This window comes from Streptomyces sp. NPDC107765 (genome assembly GCF_055657085.1).
On record NZ_JBVKBL010000003.1, the window covers coordinates 451,220 to 466,902 of the forward strand.

The 15,683-nt window shown below is 73.7% G+C and carries 14 protein-coding genes; 3 read left to right on the plus strand and 11 right to left on the minus strand.

The genetic code is table 11. The annotated features are described in order from the left end of the window. Positions 1–55 precede the first annotated feature (55 nt). From ACZ7MX_RS10675 to ACZ7MX_RS10685, 3 genes are all read right to left on the minus strand, one after another. Positions 56–1,012: a phosphotriesterase family protein gene (locus ACZ7MX_RS10675; RefSeq protein ID WP_472131190.1), complete on the minus strand. Its 957-nt coding sequence runs from the start codon at positions 1,010–1,012 to the stop codon at positions 56–58. After that, the gene (locus tag ACZ7MX_RS10680; RefSeq protein ID WP_472131191.1) at positions 1,009–1,602 is read right to left on the minus strand and encodes a DUF4865 family protein; all 594 of its coding nucleotides are present in this window, start codon (positions 1,600–1,602) and stop codon (positions 1,009–1,011) included. The genes ACZ7MX_RS10675 and ACZ7MX_RS10680 overlap by 4 nt, the downstream gene beginning before the upstream one ends. An 85-nt stretch (positions 1,603–1,687) precedes the next feature. Next, positions 1,688–2,359, minus strand: coding sequence for a TetR family transcriptional regulator C-terminal domain-containing protein (locus tag ACZ7MX_RS10685; RefSeq protein ID WP_472131192.1), 672 nt, complete (start codon positions 2,357–2,359; stop codon positions 1,688–1,690). A gap of 321 nt (positions 2,360–2,680) precedes the next feature. On the opposite strand from ACZ7MX_RS10685, the gene ACZ7MX_RS10690 reads away from it, so the two are divergent. Continuing rightward, positions 2,681–3,019 (plus strand): SHOCT domain-containing protein, encoded by a 339-nt coding sequence (locus ACZ7MX_RS10690; protein WP_472131374.1) that lies wholly within the window; start codon positions 2,681–2,683, stop codon positions 3,017–3,019. Positions 3,020–3,301: 282 nt separating this feature from the next. Here the strand turns inward: ACZ7MX_RS10690 and ACZ7MX_RS10695 are convergent, their stop codons facing one another. Beyond that, positions 3,302–3,820, minus strand: a complete 519-nt coding sequence (locus ACZ7MX_RS10695; RefSeq protein ID WP_472131193.1) for an ATP-binding protein — start codon at positions 3,818–3,820, stop codon at positions 3,302–3,304. 175 nt (positions 3,821–3,995) lie between these two features. Continuing rightward, on the minus strand, positions 3,996–4,283 hold the full coding sequence (locus tag ACZ7MX_RS10700; RefSeq protein ID WP_360948279.1) for a hypothetical protein: 288 nt from the start codon (positions 4,281–4,283) through the stop codon (positions 3,996–3,998). Between the two features lie 415 nt (positions 4,284–4,698). On the opposite strand from ACZ7MX_RS10700, the gene cds1 reads away from it, so the two are divergent. Beyond that, positions 4,699–5,796 carry an L-cysteine desulfhydrase Cds1 gene (cds1, locus tag ACZ7MX_RS10705; protein WP_310723878.1) on the plus strand — a complete coding sequence of 366 codons (1,098 nt, stop codon included), beginning with the start codon at positions 4,699–4,701 and terminating at the stop codon, positions 5,794–5,796. Between the two features lie 182 nt (positions 5,797–5,978). Here cds1 and ACZ7MX_RS10710 read toward each other — a convergent pair whose 3' ends face one another. Together ACZ7MX_RS10710 and ACZ7MX_RS10715 are read right to left on the minus strand one after the other, a co-directional pair. Continuing rightward, positions 5,979–6,452, minus strand: a complete 474-nt coding sequence (locus tag ACZ7MX_RS10710; protein ID WP_472131194.1) for an SRPBCC family protein — start codon at positions 6,450–6,452, stop codon at positions 5,979–5,981. Between the two features lie 284 nt (positions 6,453–6,736). Then, complete coding sequence (locus ACZ7MX_RS10715) at positions 6,737–7,582, minus strand: DeoR/GlpR family DNA-binding transcription regulator (RefSeq protein ID WP_472131195.1); 846 nt, start codon at positions 7,580–7,582, stop codon at positions 6,737–6,739. A gap of 1,112 nt (positions 7,583–8,694) precedes the next feature. Between ACZ7MX_RS10715 and ACZ7MX_RS10720 the strand changes: the two genes are divergently transcribed. Beyond that, a complete protein-coding gene (locus ACZ7MX_RS10720) occupies positions 8,695–11,025 on the plus strand; it encodes a hypothetical protein (protein WP_472131196.1) in 2,331 nt (776 codons plus the stop codon). Here ACZ7MX_RS10720 and ACZ7MX_RS10725 read toward each other — a convergent pair. The 4 genes from ACZ7MX_RS10725 to ACZ7MX_RS10740 form a co-directional block, all read right to left on the minus strand. Continuing rightward, entirely contained in the window at positions 10,995–13,436 is a 2,442-nt protein-coding gene (locus ACZ7MX_RS10725) for a right-handed parallel beta-helix repeat-containing protein (RefSeq protein ID WP_472131197.1), read from the minus strand. The genes ACZ7MX_RS10720 and ACZ7MX_RS10725 overlap by 31 nt on opposite strands. A 176-nt stretch (positions 13,437–13,612) precedes the next feature. Then, on the minus strand, positions 13,613–14,215 hold the full coding sequence (locus ACZ7MX_RS10730) for an Rv1733c family protein (protein ID WP_472131198.1): 603 nt from the start codon (positions 14,213–14,215) through the stop codon (positions 13,613–13,615). Between the two features lie 162 nt (positions 14,216–14,377). Beyond that, positions 14,378–14,818, minus strand: a complete 441-nt coding sequence (locus ACZ7MX_RS10735) for an ATP-binding protein (RefSeq protein WP_472131199.1) — start codon at positions 14,816–14,818, stop codon at positions 14,378–14,380. Further along, positions 14,812–15,630: an MEDS domain-containing protein gene (locus tag ACZ7MX_RS10740; RefSeq protein ID WP_472131200.1), complete on the minus strand. Its 819-nt coding sequence runs from the start codon at positions 15,628–15,630 to the stop codon at positions 14,812–14,814. The genes ACZ7MX_RS10735 and ACZ7MX_RS10740 overlap by 7 nt, the downstream gene beginning before the upstream one ends. Between the last annotated feature and the right edge of the window lie 53 nt (positions 15,631–15,683).

A 15,683-nucleotide genomic window follows, 5' to 3' on the forward strand; every position in this document is an offset into this window, starting at 1 on the left:
GAAGGTGAGCGCGGAGGAAAAGCGGCGGGAAGAATGCGCGCCCGTCGCCGGAAATCTAGGCCGAGGCCGCCACCTGCCCCCTACTCCGCCCCTCACTCCGCCCCCACTCCGCCGCGAACGCCCGCGCCGGGTTGTCCGTCAGGAAGCGGGTCACCAGGTCGGCGCCCAGGGCGAGTTCGAGACGGGCCCGGAGGCGGCGGAGCAGGTGCGGCATGCCGGGGCCGCCGTCGACCGAGCGCGCGGCGGCCGTCGTGGTGTCCCCGCCGAGCAGGATCCGGTCACCGAAGCCCGCCTCCGCCAGCGCGGCCAGCGCCTCGGGCAGCCGCCAGTCCGTCGCGTGGTTCGCCCGCGACGGCCCGTCGAAGGCCAGATACGCGCCCGCCTCCGCGGCCGCCCGGTGGACCGCGAGATCGGGCGAGCGGTTGAGGTGCCCGAGGATCACCCGGTCCGGCGACACCGCCAACTCGCCGCAGAGGAGCTCCAGTACGTCCAGCGCCCCGGTGCCCAGCTCCAGATGGACCCCGATGGCCGCACCCGTTGCCCGCTGGGCCTCGGCGGCCGCGGCCATGGTGTACCGGGCGTGCGGGTCCAGCCCGTGGAACCCGCCGGCCACCTTGATCATCCCGGCCCGCGTCCCGGTGCCGCCGATACCTTCGGTCAGCTCGGTGACGAACAGCTCGGCCAGCCCCGGGCGGACGCGTTCCACGGTCTCCGGCGCGTAGTGCACCGCCTGGTGCAGCCCGGTGGCGGCGACCACGGTGACCCCCGACTCCCGTGCCAGCCGCGGAAGTTCGGCGGCGCCCCGGCCCATGCCGTACGGCGTCCACTGGATCACCGCGGCGCCGCCGGCCGCCCGGAACGCGGCCAGTTCCGCGGCCGCGGCACCGGCGTCGGCCAGCTCCTGCCCCGGCAGTTGGGGGCTGCGCAGGAACAGGTGGTCGTGTGCGTCGCAGACGCCGAGGTCGGCGGGCGCGATGTCGCCCAGGACCGTACGGATCGTCGGCCCGGTCACCACTGCCGCCCCGCACCGAGCCCGGCGATGCCCGGAGCGGACAGGTGCAGCACCTGATAGCGATCGCCTGCGGACGGCGGAACGTCCGCCGCGGCGTCCGCCCAGAGGGTGAAGCGGATCAGCTCCCAGTGCCGCGGATCGAGCGCCACCACGGCGCTGTGCACGCCGTCCGACGAGGCCAACTCCTCCTGCGCGTCGGCCGCCTCCGCCACTACGGCGGCCAGGTCGGCGCCCTCGGGGAGGGTCTCGGCCCGCCGTGTGTACGTGCGGGGAACGGCACCGGCCGCCGGGCCGGGCCGGTGGAAGAGCCCCCTCCAGTGCTGGACGACCGGCCGCCCGAAGTCCCGGACCACCCCGCGGAACCCGTCACCCAGCAGGAAGCGGTTCATCGCCTCCGGGTCCGCCCAGAGGTAGAACGGCGCGTACTGGTTGACCGGCGAGCCGTCGACACCCCGCTCCCGCATCCCGTACGCCTTGAGGCCGAGCCCCTCGTAGGCGTCCAGAAGGTGGCCCTTGGACCGCACCCGCTCCCGGATGATCCCCATGTCGTAGTCGGCGGGCAGGGTGACGGCGTATTGCATGGCGTGCATCGGGTCTCCGAAGTCTCGATACGGATGCGGACGGACGGACGGACGGGCGGCCGGACGGGCGGGGGGACGGGCGGACGGTGGCGTGTCACCGGCCGCCGTCGGCGGCCGGGGCGGGGCCGGAGGCGCTCCCGGTGGCCTGGGCCGCGAGCAGGGCCAGCACACCGCGGACGGCCGCGTCGAACGGCGCCGGGTCGTCGGCCGCCCGGGCCAGTACGTATCCGCCCTGGACGACGGCCGCGACGGTGGCGGCGGTGGCTTCCGGATCGAGTCCGGCGGCCAGTTCGCCGCGGCGCACTCCCTCGGCGAGGACCTCGGCGATCCGTTCCTGGAGCCAGCCGAACATCTCGTCCAACGGAGCCCGCAGTTCGGCGCTCTGCACCACGTCGCGGTCCTGTGTCATCCGCCCGATCGGGCAGCCGCGCAGCACCCGCCGCTCGCGCAGCAGATAGGCCGCCACCCGGTCGTACGCCGTACCGGGAGCGGCCAGGCACTCCTCGGCGGCCGCCCTCATGTCCTCCGCGGTCCGCCGGATGGCCGCCAGGGCGAGATCGGACTTGCCGGAGAAGTGGTGGTACATGCTGCCCTGTCCGACGCCGGCCCGCTCCAGGATGGCCTTCGGACTGGTACCGACATAGCCGCGCTCCCAGAGGAGCTCCTGTGTGCTGCGCACCAGCCGCTCCTGCGCGCCGAGCCGTGGCTGTGTGCCGAGCCGTTGCTGCGCCGCCGGAGGGGCGGGCCGGTGCTCCTGAGTGCTCATGATCAGGACTGTACATACCAGTAGTTACAGAAATCAAGGGAGGGTAGAGGTGTGAGGTATGGCGTATGGCTTGGGGAGGGGTGGGCGGAGGCTGGTGGTGGAGGGGGAGACCGGCGGGGCGCCGCACTGCGGGGCGCCGCACTGCCGGGTGCCGTCCTGCGGCCGGTGGAGCATCCCCTCACCTCCCCGTACTCCCCACGTGGTACCGGCGAAGCCGCTGGCCGTACGACGACGGGCGGGCCTCGGGAGACCAGGCTCGGAAGGGCAACGACCCCCGTCCCGCAAGGACGGCGGTCCCGTCCTCCCAAGGAGCTGATGGCGATGTTCGAGCTGGCCCAACCCTGGTCCGGCGGCGGCCCCGGCCCCTGGATCCTCTTCGTTCCGTTCCTCTGGGCGCTGGCGGTCTTCGGCGTGGTCACGCTGCTGCGCCGCACGCTCTGGCGCCACGGCGGGCCCGGTCCGCGGTTCGCCGGCGGCCCGCGCTCCGCCGCCCGTACGGGCCGCACCGCCGGCTCCTCCGGTGCGGACGTCCCGTCCCCGATCGCCGTACTGGGGCGTCGATTTGCGGCGGGCGAGATCGACGAGGAGGAGTACTGGCGCCGGCTGTCCGTCCTGGAGGAGCACTTCGCCACCGGCGGACCCAAGAGCGGCGCGGCATAACAGGCCGCGGCGTCTTCACTCCTCTCCCCGGCGACCGGCGGCCGGCGGTCAGTCGTCCGGTGGTCTGGCGGTCCGGCGCTCGGTGGATTCCTCGGCTGGGCGCCGGTGCGGGCCGCCGGCAGTGCGCGGAGTGCCGCTTCTGCGTTTCTTCCCTACCTCCAGGGCAGTTGGCGACTGTCGCCCTGTCGCCCTGTCGCCCTGTCGCCCTGTCGCCCTGTCGCCCTGCCGGATCGGTGGGATCGGTGGGATCGGCCGGGTCGGCCGGATAGGTCGCCCGTCGGGTCAGCCGACCCGGGCGCCCCGTACGCCGCTCCGGGGCGCGGTCTCGGCGGGCGTACGAACGGGGTCGCCGTCCAGCGGCAACGGGTCCCAGCGGGAGCGGACCGTGCGGGCCTCCCCGGGTGCTGCGGTCAGGGCCGGAAGGGTGAACCACACGACCTTCCCGCCGCCCTCCGGGCGCATCCCCCAGCTCTCGCTGAGCGCCGCGATCAGCGCCAGCCCGCGACCGCAGGTCTCCCAGTTGCCGGCGGTCCGGATCCGTGGCAGCCGGGGATCGTCGTCGTGCACGGAGACCGTCAACTGGCCGGTGAGCAGGCACAGTTCGACGGTGCAGCGTTTGCTGGGGCTCGCGTGCCGGTGGACGTTGGCGAGGAGTTCGGTCACCCCGAGCGTCACGGGGTCTATCAGGGCGGCGAGATGCCAGCGCCGCAGCTGGGCGGAGACGATTCTTCGCACGTGGCCGATGCGTGCCGGAACGGCGTGGAGCTCCACCGTGCAGTGCCTGCTGGGCTGCGTGATCACGACCGCGACTCCCTGATGAGGCCGGGCGCCCCCCGGTTCCTGGCAGGGCGAAGATCGGATCCAGCGATGCCCGCTGCACCACAGCGTCACCGCTGGTGAACCCTCAGTGATACGAGTCCAGGGTCAGTCAGACGGTGCGCTCCCGCAACCGCACCTCACCGGTCGCGGCGGCCGGTCAGGAACGCGGCGGGCGGGCCGTTTCGAGGGCCTTGAAGAAGAGTTCCGGTGTGTCGAGGGTGAGCGAATAGCGGTGGCCGTTGAGGGTGGCCAGCGCCCGGTCCCGCGCTGCGAACAGCGGTTTGTGGGCCTCGACCGACTGCAGCGGGGCGCTGTCGATCTCCGTGCCGTAACTGGTCAGCAGTACCAGTCGGCCGTCGCTGATGACCACCTGTCCGGCGCGGGTCAGCGACCGCAGCGCGCGCTCGATCCGTACGCCGGTCGCGGTGAACTCCGGCTCCGCCATGGCCGGCACCTCCTCGGTGAGACGGGCGGATCCCCTCCACCGCCCCTTGTGGGAAGTTTGCCGGGAGGGCGCCCGGCGCACCAGTGCCGCAGGTCACCGTGCGGGGGCACGGGCCCCTCGGTCGCGGCGGTCGCGGCGGTTCGTTGCTTACCGGAAGCCGCCCTTCCGGGCTCCTGTACCGGACGACTCCGCCGGTGATCCCACCGGAATCTCCGCCGCAAGAGGCCCGCCCCAGGGCTGCCTTGGGGTCTCTCAAAGTGATGTTTATGCAGGTGAGAAGGGTGCGACCGATGGTTATAGTCGGAAACAGGCCCGGCGTCGTGCGCGGGCTCGCAACCGTCTGAGGAGTGCGCCGGTGAGTACCGCACAGCAGCCCACGAGCCGGCCCGGCGACACGGTCGCGGCCGGGGCCCCGATGCCGACCGTCGACGTCGACCGCTCGGATCCGGACTACCGGGATTGGCTGAAAGAAGCCGTACGCAAGGTCCAGGCGGACGCCAACCGCACCGCCGACACCCACCTCCTGCGCTTCCCGCTGCCGGAGGAGTGGGGCATCGACCTCTACCTCAAGGACGAGTCGACGCACCCCACCGGCAGCCTCAAGCACCGGCTGGCCCGTTCGCTGTTCCTCTACGGCCTGTGCAATGGCTGGATCCGGCCGGGCAAGCCCGTCATCGAGGCGTCCAGCGGCTCCACGGCGGTCTCCGAGGCGTACTTCGCCAAGCTGATCGGCGTCCCCTTCATCGCGGTCATGCCGGCGACGACCAGCCGCGAGAAGACCCGGCTGATCGAGTTCCACGGCGGCCGCTGCCATCTCGTCCAGGACCCGCGGACGGTCTACGAGGTCTCCGCCCGCCTCGCGGCCGAGTCCGGCGGCCACTACATGGACCAGTTCACCTACGCCGAACGGGCCACGGACTGGCGCGGCAACAACAACATCGCCGAGTCGATCTACCAGCAGCTGCGGCTGGAGCGGTACCCGGAACCGGCCTGGATCGTGGCCACCGCGGGCACCGGCGGCACCTCCGCGACCATCGCCCGCTATGTCCACTACATGCAGTACGACACCCGGATCTGCGTCCCCGACCCCGAGAACTCCTGCTTCTTCGACGGCTGGCTCACCGGCGACGCCAAAACGGACTGCGCCACCGCCTCCCGTATCGAGGGCATCGGCCGGCCGCGGATGGAACCGAGCTTCGTGCCCGGCGCGATAGACCGCATGATGAAGGTCCCGGACGCGGCCAGCATCGCCGCCGTACGCGCCCTGGAGGCGGCGATCGGCCGCAAGGCGGGCGGCTCGACCGGGACCGGGCTGTGGAGTGCCCTGAGGATCGTCGCCGAGATGGTCGCCGAGGGCCGTACGGGATCCGTCGTCACCCTCCTCTGCGACCCCGGCGACCGCTACCTCGACAAGTACTACTCCGACGACTGGCTGGCCGCCCAGGGCCTGGACATCACGCCCTATGCGCGCACGCTCGACGAGTTCCTGGCCACGGGGCGCTGGCCCTGCTGAGCGCGCTGGCGGCGGCTCGCCTCCGAGCCACCGGGGGGCTCGCTTCTGAGCCCACGGGGCGGCTCGCCTCTGAGCCCGCTTCGGGGTGGCGGGGGCGGGGTGCGGGGTCGGGGGGTATGCAGCGGCTTGCAGTGGCACGCGGCCGACCGCGAGGGCCACGGCGCGACGGGGCCTGACGTCAGCTACGGGCGGGCCAGGCGGTGGTCCAGCGCCCGTGCCGACTCCCGGAAGGCCCGGCCCAGTCCTGGCCTGGCCAGCGCCATCACCCAGCGGAACGGTGCCGGGCCGTCCGCCGCGAACGTCCACCGCAGACGGGTACCACTCCCCGCCGGCGTCAGCCGCCAGTCCTCCAACAGGGCGCGCAGCCCTGGGGCGTTGGTGGCGTCGACCCGGTAGGCGTAGTGCGCGTCCGGCTCGGCCGCCAGCACCGTCTCGGCGAAACGGGTGCCTCCCGTAAGCCGTACCTCGCGGCCCCGGCCGTCGTGCGTCGACGATGCCCACGCCACCCCCGTGAACCAGGATGACCACCCGGCCACGTCGTCCGCGAGCGCTGCATAGACCGCCCGGGGCGGCGCGGCAACCTCTCCGGTGAACACCAGCCGCAGCGGCGCGGACTCGACGAAGTCCAGCTCGACGGCGCGAAGTCGGCGTGCCATGGACGAGCACCCCCTGGGGGACGGGAGGGAACGGACGGTGCGGAGCCGCCCGGTAGGGGTGGTACGGGGTCGTGCCGGGTGGTACGGGCCGGATGGAAGCCTGGTGGGCGGCGGGGATGATGGTGAGGAGGTGATGGGGCCGCACACCGTACCTGACGCTGCATCAGGTGGCCAGCCCTTCACCGCCCAGGTGCGCGCCGCAGCCGCCAGACGTCTCCGTCCGCCCGCCCGCCCGTCCGCCTGTCCGTTCACCCGTCCCTCGGCCCGTCCTCCGCCGCCGGCCCTCAGAGGTCTCCGTCCTCCGGGAGCTCGCCCGCCACCACCAGCTCCGGCGGCAACTCCGCGAACTCGGCCCGGGCTTCCGCGGGCAGCCCCGCGTCCGTCACCAGGACATCCACCTCGTCCAGCGTCGCGAACGAACTCAGCCCGACCGTGCCCCACTTGGTGTGGTCGGCGACCACCACCACCCGCCGCGCGGACCGGACGAAATGCCGGTTGGTTTCTGCTTCCGCCAGATTCGGCGTCGACAGTCCGGCTTCCACCGATATGCCGTGTACGCCGAGGAACAGTACGTCGAAATGGAGCGAGCGGATCGCGGCATCGGCGACCGGTCCCACGAGCGTGTCCGAGGGCGTCCGTACTCCGCCCGTCAGTACGACCGTCGCGGCCCCCGCACGGGGCGCCGCACCGCCGCTGGCCGCCGCCCGCTGGGCGGTGTAGAACACATCGGCCACCCGGACCGAATTCGTCACCACCGTCAGATCCGGCACGTCCAGCAGCTGCTGCGCCAGGGCGAAGGCGGTCGTGCCGCCCGCGAGCGCGATGGCGCTGCCGGGCGCCGCCATCTGGGCCGCCGCCTTGGCGATGTCCTCCTTGGCGCTCAGCTCCAGCCCGGACTTCGCCTCGAACCCGGGCTCATGGGCGCTCGGCTCGCTGACCGGCACCGCGCCGCCGTGCACCTTCTCCACCATGCCCTGGCGGGCCAGCGCGTCGAGATCGCGACGGACCGTCATGTCGGACACGCTCAGCTTGCGGGTGAGCTCATTGACCCGCACCCCTCCGCGTCGCCTGACCTCGTCGAGAATCAGGGCCCGCCGCTGCTCCGCGAGGAGGTTCTGGTTGTCGCTCACCCCGCCCGTCCCTTCCGCCCGGCTCGCCATGTCGGGTCATACGCGCCGGCTCCCGCCTGCGATCACTGATGCCCTCATCCTCGCACGAGGCACTGACACCGCCGCCGCCCCGACGAACACCGCCGAAACCGAGCCGACCGCTGACACCCCCGGACGCCTCCCTGCCCGTCCGGTTCGCCCACCTACCCTTGCCGGCACCCGCCGCCCGGCGCCCGCCGCCCGCCGGCCAGCGCCCGGCGCCCGCCTGCCGCGCCCGCAGCCGCCTGCCGGGGCTTCCCCCGCCCCCTCCCCCTCTCCCCCTTCGGGGGAGGGGGCGGGGGGTGGGTTCGGGGGTGGGGGGATGGGCGTCGCGCGCGAAGCGCACCCGAGGCGCCCGGAACACCCGAGGCACCCCGAACACCCGGGGGACCCGGGGCATCTGAAACACGGGCCCCCGTGGCGCCCGGAACAGCCGGGGTCCCCGTGGCGCCCGGAACACCCGGAACACCCGGGCCACCCGGAACACCCGTGGCACCCGGGCCATCCGGGCCATCCGGGCCACCCGGAAGACCCGGAACACCCGGGCACTCGCTTAAGTCGCGTCCGCCCGGGTGGCATGGCGTGGATGCGCCGTCAGCCGGCCGCCGCACCTATCCGTGCGGCAGTTCGGGTGGATGGGCCCCCGCCGGAAAGGGACAATCCTTGGTGCGCCGCATCACGTTCGCCGGCGCACCAAGGCCAAGCCGGTACCAAGGCCAAGCCCGTACCAAGACCGACGCAGCACGAAGCCAACGCAGTACGACGATGCAGCACCAAGACCAAGTGCCGCACCACACAACAAGCACCACACAACAAGCACCACGCACAACAACTGCCCCACAACAGGCGCCGCACACAGCCATCACCCACACCACACCACACGCACACCACACGCACACCGCACCCAGCCGCCCAGCCGCCGCGCGGCCGGGCCACACCGACAACGGGGGACACCAGTGGAGACCGCGGAACCCGTACCGACCGACCCGCACGGACACGATCACGGTCCTTCAACCACCCATGCCACCAGGCCAGTTGCCGGTCCACCAGTTGACTGCCCACCAGCCGCCCCTCAGCTCTCCCTGGAGCTTCTGGTGCACGGTGTGGGTGGTACGACCGCCCAGGACATGCTCGGTGATCCGCGGGTGCAGTTGATCACCGGGGACGACACCGCCGCCTGTTACCGGCGTACGGAGGATGCCGACGCCGAGGAGCGGCCCGGTGACTACCGGGGCGAGCCGGTGCGGGAGGCGTACTGCTGGTCCAACCTCACCTCGGGCAACGGGGCGCGCGCCCTGTGGCTGATCCTGGTGCCCTTCATGGTCGCCAATCTCGCGCACTGGATGCGCCCGGCCGCACCACCCGACCACCGGGCGCAGCGGATCTACGACCTGCTGGTGCGGATGCTCGCCCTCACCCTGACCGTCCTGCTCGCCGCCGCGGCCTGTGAGGTCGCCCTGGACCTCACGGCCTGGCAGTGTGCCGGAACCCCCGTGTGCGTGGCCGGGAAGTCCTGGCTGGGGTTCCTCAGCCCGGACAACGGCGGCTGGTGGAGCGCCCCCGGCCGGCGGCTGGCGCTCGCCTCGGTGGTGCCGCTGCTCGTCATCGGCTTCCTGTGGTGGCTCTCGCACCGCACCTGGAGCGCCTACGAATCCGCCTCGCCGCCACCACGGGTGCCGGGCAGCTCCCGTTACACCCCGGACGCCGAACGCACCGCGCTGAGCCTGGAGGGCTTCTGGTACGGCCGTCGGCTGGTCGCCCGGCTGCGTGCCGCGCACACCACCGCGGGGGTGCTCACCATCGCGGCGGTGCTGCTCGCGGCCGGTGCGAAGGCGGACGGGGCCGGAGGCCACTATTCCGTTCTCGCGGTCACCGGGCGGGTGCTGACCGCCCTGGTCATCCTGCTCGCCGCGGCCACCCTGGTGGTCGTCTGGCGCACCGCGCGCAGTGAGGCCGCGCCGGACGAGGAGTCCGACCGGCTCGTCGTCCGCGCCCTGCCCTACGCCGCCCTCACGGTGCTCGGGCTGATCACCGTGCATTCCGGCTGGGAGCGGCCCGGATCGCACAGTCACGGCCCGCTGCCCGGCGCCGCGGCCTTCGGCGGCATCGCCGTCTTCCAGGGGGCGCTGGTCCTGGCCCTCGCGGTGACCGCCTGGATGCTGCAGCGCGCCGCCGCCCGGGACGACGACGGGCGGACGGCCCTGCGCGGCATGGGCGGCCCGGCCGTCGCCCTGCTGGCCTGCGCGGTCGGCGGGGTGCTCTCCGGGGGAGTGGCCCAGCGCTTCGCCGACTGGATGGACGGCGGGGCGACGCCGGGTCAGGCGCACGCGCCCATCCCCGGCCCGCCGGTGCTGCTGTCCTGGCAGGCCTCGGCCATCCCGGCCCTGCTGGTCGTGTGCGCGGTCGTCGCGGTGCTCGCCGCCGTCCGCGTGCTGATCGTCCGCCGCCGGGTCGCCGCGGACGTGCCCGGCCTCTACGACCCGCGCGAACACCCCGACCACCGCCGTACGCGGGCGATCGCCGGCACCATCGCCCGGGCCGGGCTCACCGACGCCGCGCCCGTCCTGGTCGCCGCCACTTCCGCGGTCACCCTCGTCCTCGGCGCCGGCGCGGTGGCCGGCGCCTGGCTGACCGACCGCGCGCCCGGCCGCGCCACCGAGGGCGCACCACCCGTCGTGCACGCCGCCGCCGAGACCGCCGAGTCCCTCGGTTCCTGGCTGATGAGCGCCGGCGTCATACTGCTGCTCGCCATGGGCCGGCGCGCCTACCGCGACCACTCCGCCCGCCGCACCATCGGCATCCTCTGGGACGTCGGCACGTTCTGGCCGCGCGCCGCCCACCCCTTCGCGCCGCCCTGTTACGCCGAGCGCGCCGTACCGGACCTCACGTGGCGGATGGCCACCTGGACCGAGCGGTTCGACGGCCGGCTGGTGATCTCCGGGCACTCCCAGGGCAGCGTGCTCGCGGCCGCCGCCGTCTGGCAGCTGGACCTGGTCACCCGCAGCCGGGTCGCCCTGCTGACGTACGGCAGCCCCCTGGAGCGCCTCTACGGACGCTGGTTCCCGGCCTTCTTCGGCCCGCCCGCGCTCACCGGACTCCACCGCGAGATGGACGACTGGCGCAATCTGTGGCGGTTCACCGACCCGATCGGCGGGCCGATCCGGCTCACCTGCGAGGACGGCCGCCGGGTCGACCAGGGGCCGCTGCGCGACCCGCTCGCCTTCGGCCGTACGCTGCAGAACCCGCTGCCCGCCCAGATACTGGGCCACGGCGACTACCAGGCCGACCCGGTCTTCGACACCGTCCGGGCCGAGCTGATCGCCCGGCTCGGCCCGGGGCTGCCGGGGATGCCGGAGCAGCGGCCGGCCGGCGGCCACCCGGACGGCCGCCCCGCTCAGGGCAGTTCGGGCAGGTCCTCGGCGTAGAGCAGGGTCAGGTCGTCGGTGCTCGGGTCGGTCAGCTGCGCCACCCGGCCCGCGTGCCGTTCGACCATCGCCTCGAAGGTCTGCCGCGCGGTGCGGCCGTTGCCGAACGACGGGCCCTTCGGCAGCACGGTGAAGTACTTCAGCAGCGCCTCGCCGGCCCCCTCGGCGAGGTGGTACTCGTGCTCCTCGCCCTGTTGCTCGACGATCCGCAGCAGTTCCTCCGGGGCGTAGTCGCCGAACCTGATGGTGCGTGAGAAGCGCGACGCGACACCGGGGTTGACCGCCAGGAAGCGTTCCATCTCGGCGGTGTAGCCGGCCACGATCACCACCACGGCTTCCCGGTGGTCCTCCATCAGCTTCACCAGGGTGTCGATGGCTTCCTTGCCGAAGTCCCGGCCGGAGTCCTCGGGGGAGAGGGCGTACGCCTCGTCGATGAACAGCACCCCGCCACGCGCCCGGTCGAACGCCTCCTGGGTGCGGATCGCGGTCGACCCGATGTGCTCGCCGACCAGGTCCACCCGGGACACCTCGACCAGATGACCGCGCTCCAGCACCCCGAGGGAGGCCAGGATCTCACCGTAGAGCCGGGCCACCGTGGTCTTGCCGGTGCCGGGGGAGCCGGTGAAGACGAGGTGGCGGCGCACCGACGCGGCCTTCAGGCCGGCCTGCTGCCGGCGGCGGCCCACCTCGATCATGTTGATCAGGCTGCGCACCTCCCGCTTGACGCTCTCCAGCCCCACGAGGGTGTCCAGTTCGCCCAGTACCTCGTCGGACGGCCGGCTCTGCACGGCCGGCTCCGGTTCCGGGGCCGCGGTGGCGGTGGCGGCCGGCGGCGGGCTCTGCGCCGGGACGTTGCCCAGCAGCCCGGCGGTCTGCGTCGCGTGCTGCACGGTGGGCGCGGTGCCGGTCCCGGGCGCGGGCACGGCCCGGCTCTCGTCGCTGGTGCAGTCCTGGACGGTCGGCCCGTCGCCCTGTCCGGCGCCGCCCTCGGCGAACTCGTAGCCGCCGCGCGCGCACCGCTCCGTACGGCACCGGGTCAGCGTCGTACGGCAGCCGTCGATCACATGGAAGCCGAAGCCGGAGCTGCCGGTGACCCGGCAGCCGTGGAACGTGCCGCGTCCCTCGGCGGAGACGTAGAACCCGGCCTCCGCCGGGGAGCTGACCGTGCAGCCCTCGATGGTGGGGTCCGCGCCCTTGGTGACGATCACGCCGGTCTGGGCGCCGTCGATGGTGCAGTTGGCGAGCGTGCCGCCGCTGCCGTGGTCGCGGAACCAGGCGCCGGTCGCGGCCTCCCGGATCCGGCAGTCGTCCAGCTGGACGGTGGCCCCGTCGCTCACCGACACCGCGGTGTTCCGCACCTGGGCGAGGTCGCAGTCCACCACGTCGGCCCGGGAGCCGCGGTCCAGGACGAACAGCGCGTCCGGTACGTCGTGCACCCGGGTCGCGTCCAGTACGGCGGTGGCGCCGTCGCTGACCCACACCGCCGGGTAGTCGCCCGTACTGTCGTGGATCTCGCACTGGTTGGCGTCCACCCGCGTGCCCGGGTCCCATACGGACAGGCCGTTCCGCCCGAAGTGGCGCACCGTGCTGCGGGTCAGCGTCAGCACCGAACGGGACCGCAGATCGACCGCGTTCTCCGGGATGTCGTGGATGTCGCAGTCGGCGAGGGTGAGCACCGCGTCGGTGTCCAGGGTGACGCCGTCGGCGGAGGTGCGGTGGATCGTGCAGTCGGTGAGATGGCCGGTGGCCCGCGCCGCCACCTGGATCCCGGTGCCCTTGATCTCGTACAGCTCGCAGCCCACCGCCTCGACCGCGCTGCCCTCGCCGTTGACCGCCAGGCCCGCGCCCGAGGCGTGGTGGACCTTGCAGTTCTCCAGGCGGGGGTGGGCGCCGTCGCGCACCGTGATCCCCGCCTGGCCGGCGGCCATCACCTCGCAGTCCTCGAAGAGCCCGCCGGCGCCGGCCAGGACGCTGATGCCCACACCGCCCGCGTTGTCGACGGTGCAGCGGCGCACCGTCGGACGGGCCCCGCCGCGCACCTCGATGCCGGACGCGGACCGGGTCACCACCCGCAGCCCGGACAGCTCGGGGGCGCCGTCCTCCACCAGCAGTGCGGGCGCGGCCGAATCGGTGGCTTCCAGATGGAGGTCGTGCACGGTCGCCGACGCCCGTATGGTCAGCGCCACGCCGTCCGGCGGCGCGATCCGCACCGAGCCGCGCGACCCGTCCGCGCCGCGCAGCGTCACCGCGCGCGCCAGCACCAGGTTCTCGCGGTACGTACCGGCCGGGACGGTGAGCACATCACCGTCCCCGGCGGCCTCCAGGGCTGCGGCGAGCGAGCTGTACTCCCCTGTACGGCGCCGCCATCGCGACGTGCCGGAGTGCGTCACCTGGACCGAGCCCTGTGCCATGGCGCTGTCGTGTCCCCACTTCGTGCGGCTGATGTCGGCCCGGCACGCTCCGTCCGCGGATGTCCGCATTCGGGTCCGCCGGGCCCCAGCCGGGAGGCTGGCGCCCCCACCGTAGCGCGCCCGGAGGGCGGCAGTTGACACGGTCAGCTGCTGGTCAGCCGCCGGGGCCGGAAGCCTCAACTACCGGCGTCCGCCCGGCCCCAGGTCTGGCCCGCGCGCTCCCACTCCTGGTCCCACCGGCGGAAGCGACGCGCCATCAGCCGCCCGACGACCAGCCGCCGGCCGGCCTCGATCAGTCCGCCGGCCGCGGCGGCGGTGCCCAGACCGGCCAGCACCGCATGCGTACCGGCCGTGCTGACGTCCATCGGGCGCGGCATCACCCGGCCACGGCCGTCCGTCCAGATCCGGAACCCGCCGCCGGGCTCCACCGGATGCGGCGCCGCGATCTGCCCGATGTGCCCACTGCCGTCGACGGCCGTCCAGCGGGCGATGACCCGGAGGTGCGCATCGCGCTGCGACGACGTCTCCGGATCGGGGTCGAGCGGGGCGCGGGAGACCAGCCGGTCGACGCTGACCCGGACCAGATGCCGCTGCTGGTGCTGCAGCCGTACGGTCTCCAGCAGGGCGCCGTGCGCGGCCCGGCCGGTGAACCAGCCCGCCAGGGGCGCCGCGAGCACGATCAGGAGCGCGGCTGTGAGGGCCGCCCAGGCCTCGATCCGGTCCGTGCGGCGGCGCAGCGGATTGCGCCGCCAGCGCCAGACTCCTGTCATCGCGCGCATCGTCGCCCCCTCTCGTGTCCGTTGAATACCGCATCAGGGGCGGTCCACGCGAGGGTTGTGCGAAGAGAGAGCTACCTCACGCCCCCGGCGCACGATGCCCGGCCGCGGGCGGAAGGGAGGTTCGGCCGTGCGGCACGGGCCCGCCGTACGGCGCCGGCGGGGTCAGCGCAGACGGACGGCCAGGGTCACCTCGGCCCCCGGCATGCCCGTCCCGGCCGGGCCCGAGGCGACCGAGAACCGGTCCGCCACCAGGCGCGCCAGCCACAGCCCGCGCCCCTTCGGTGCGCCGTCCAGACCGGGCAGCAGCTCGGGGATCACCGCCTCGCTGAACCCGGGGCCGGTATCGCTGATCCGGCACTCCAGTTCGTCGCCGATCCGGCGCAGCACCAGCCGTCCGGAGCCGCCCGCGTGCTCCACGGCGTTGCCCGCGATCTCGTCGACGGCGAGCACGAATTCGCCCCGCCGGGGCTCGCACAGGCCCTCCCGGGCGGCGCATTCCTCGACCAGCAGCCGCAACTGCGGCAGCAGCCGGGCGGTGAACCGCCGCTGGAGCAGCCGGCGGCCGGACCCCTCGGTCGGGTCCGCCGGATCCGCGTTCACCACGGCCGTACCACCTCCTCCCACACCAGCCGCGGCAACTCCTCGCCGCCCATCCGGCTCAGCATCCGGCGCTGCCCGCCGTCGCAGCGCACCTCGACCACATCGTGGCCCACGGCGCCGCGGACCGATATGAGCAGGCCGACGGCGCAGCTCACCGACAGGAAGTGCAGCCCGGTCAGATCCACCGTCAGCCGCCGGGCGGGTGCGGTGTGCGCCGGCGCGATCCGCAGCGCCCGGGTGAAGGCGTCCTGCTGGGCGGCGTCCGCCTCACCGACGAAGCGCAGCGCGCCGTCCGGCTCGCGCTCCCGGCGCAGGCTGCCCAGCCGCTCCAGCAGCGCGCGCGGATGCGACCGTTCCATGGCGGTGAGCACCGCGCGGTCGAACCGGCGGCGGTCGTAGGCGCAGATCTCGCTGTACGGCCGGCCGGTGAACAGCGCCTCGGCGCCGGTCTCGCGGTGCATCATCGCCTCGACGCCGGCGCCGAGCGCGCGCACCCAGCCCATGTCGATGAACGCCCGCAGTCCCGCGTACCCCCCGGCCGTCGCCCGGTCCGTCTCGGCAGCCAGCCGGCCCCTCTGGCGGGCGGCGGTGAACTCCGCGTCGGGGCGGATCACCTCGCGCATGCTGCTCACCACCAACTGGCGGCGCTCGCGGGCCCGCAGCGTGCTGCGGCTGGGGAAGTCGATGCGGGCCGGCACCTCTTCCTCGGGCACGTCGGGGCAGGGCAGCACCAGGACCTTCTCGCCGCGGGCCAGCCCGAGCCGTACGAACGCCGTGACCACGTCCCAGCGCACCTCGTCATTGCCGTAACTCACCAAGGCATGGTCCCCGGGGCGCAGCTGCTGGACGGGAAGGAGAGGGTCGCTCC

Bases quoted from the DNA above. Each gene is read 5' to 3' on its own strand.
- ACZ7MX_RS10690 (WP_472131374.1), top strand. From the start codon at position 2,681: ATGTTCGAGCTGGCCCAACCCTGGTCCGGCGGCGGCCCCGGCCCCTGG.
- ACZ7MX_RS10685 (WP_472131192.1), bottom strand. From the start codon at position 2,359: ATGAGCACTCAGGAGCACCGGCCCGCCCCTCCGGCGGCGCAGCAACGG.
- ACZ7MX_RS10700 (WP_360948279.1), bottom strand. From the start codon at position 4,283: ATGGCGGAGCCGGAGTTCACCGCGACCGGCGTACGGATCGAGCGCGCG.
- ACZ7MX_RS10730 (WP_472131198.1), bottom strand. From the start codon at position 14,215: ATGCGCGCGATGACAGGAGTCTGGCGCTGGCGGCGCAATCCGCTGCGC.
- ACZ7MX_RS10725 (WP_472131197.1), bottom strand. From the start codon at position 13,436: ATGGCACAGGGCTCGGTCCAGGTGACGCACTCCGGCACGTCGCGATGG.
- cds1 (WP_310723878.1), top strand. From the start codon at position 4,699: ATGCCGACCGTCGACGTCGACCGCTCGGATCCGGACTACCGGGATTGG.
- ACZ7MX_RS10680 (WP_472131191.1), bottom strand. From the start codon at position 1,602: ATGCACGCCATGCAATACGCCGTCACCCTGCCCGCCGACTACGACATG.
- ACZ7MX_RS10710 (WP_472131194.1), bottom strand. From the start codon at position 6,452: ATGGCACGCCGACTTCGCGCCGTCGAGCTGGACTTCGTCGAGTCCGCG.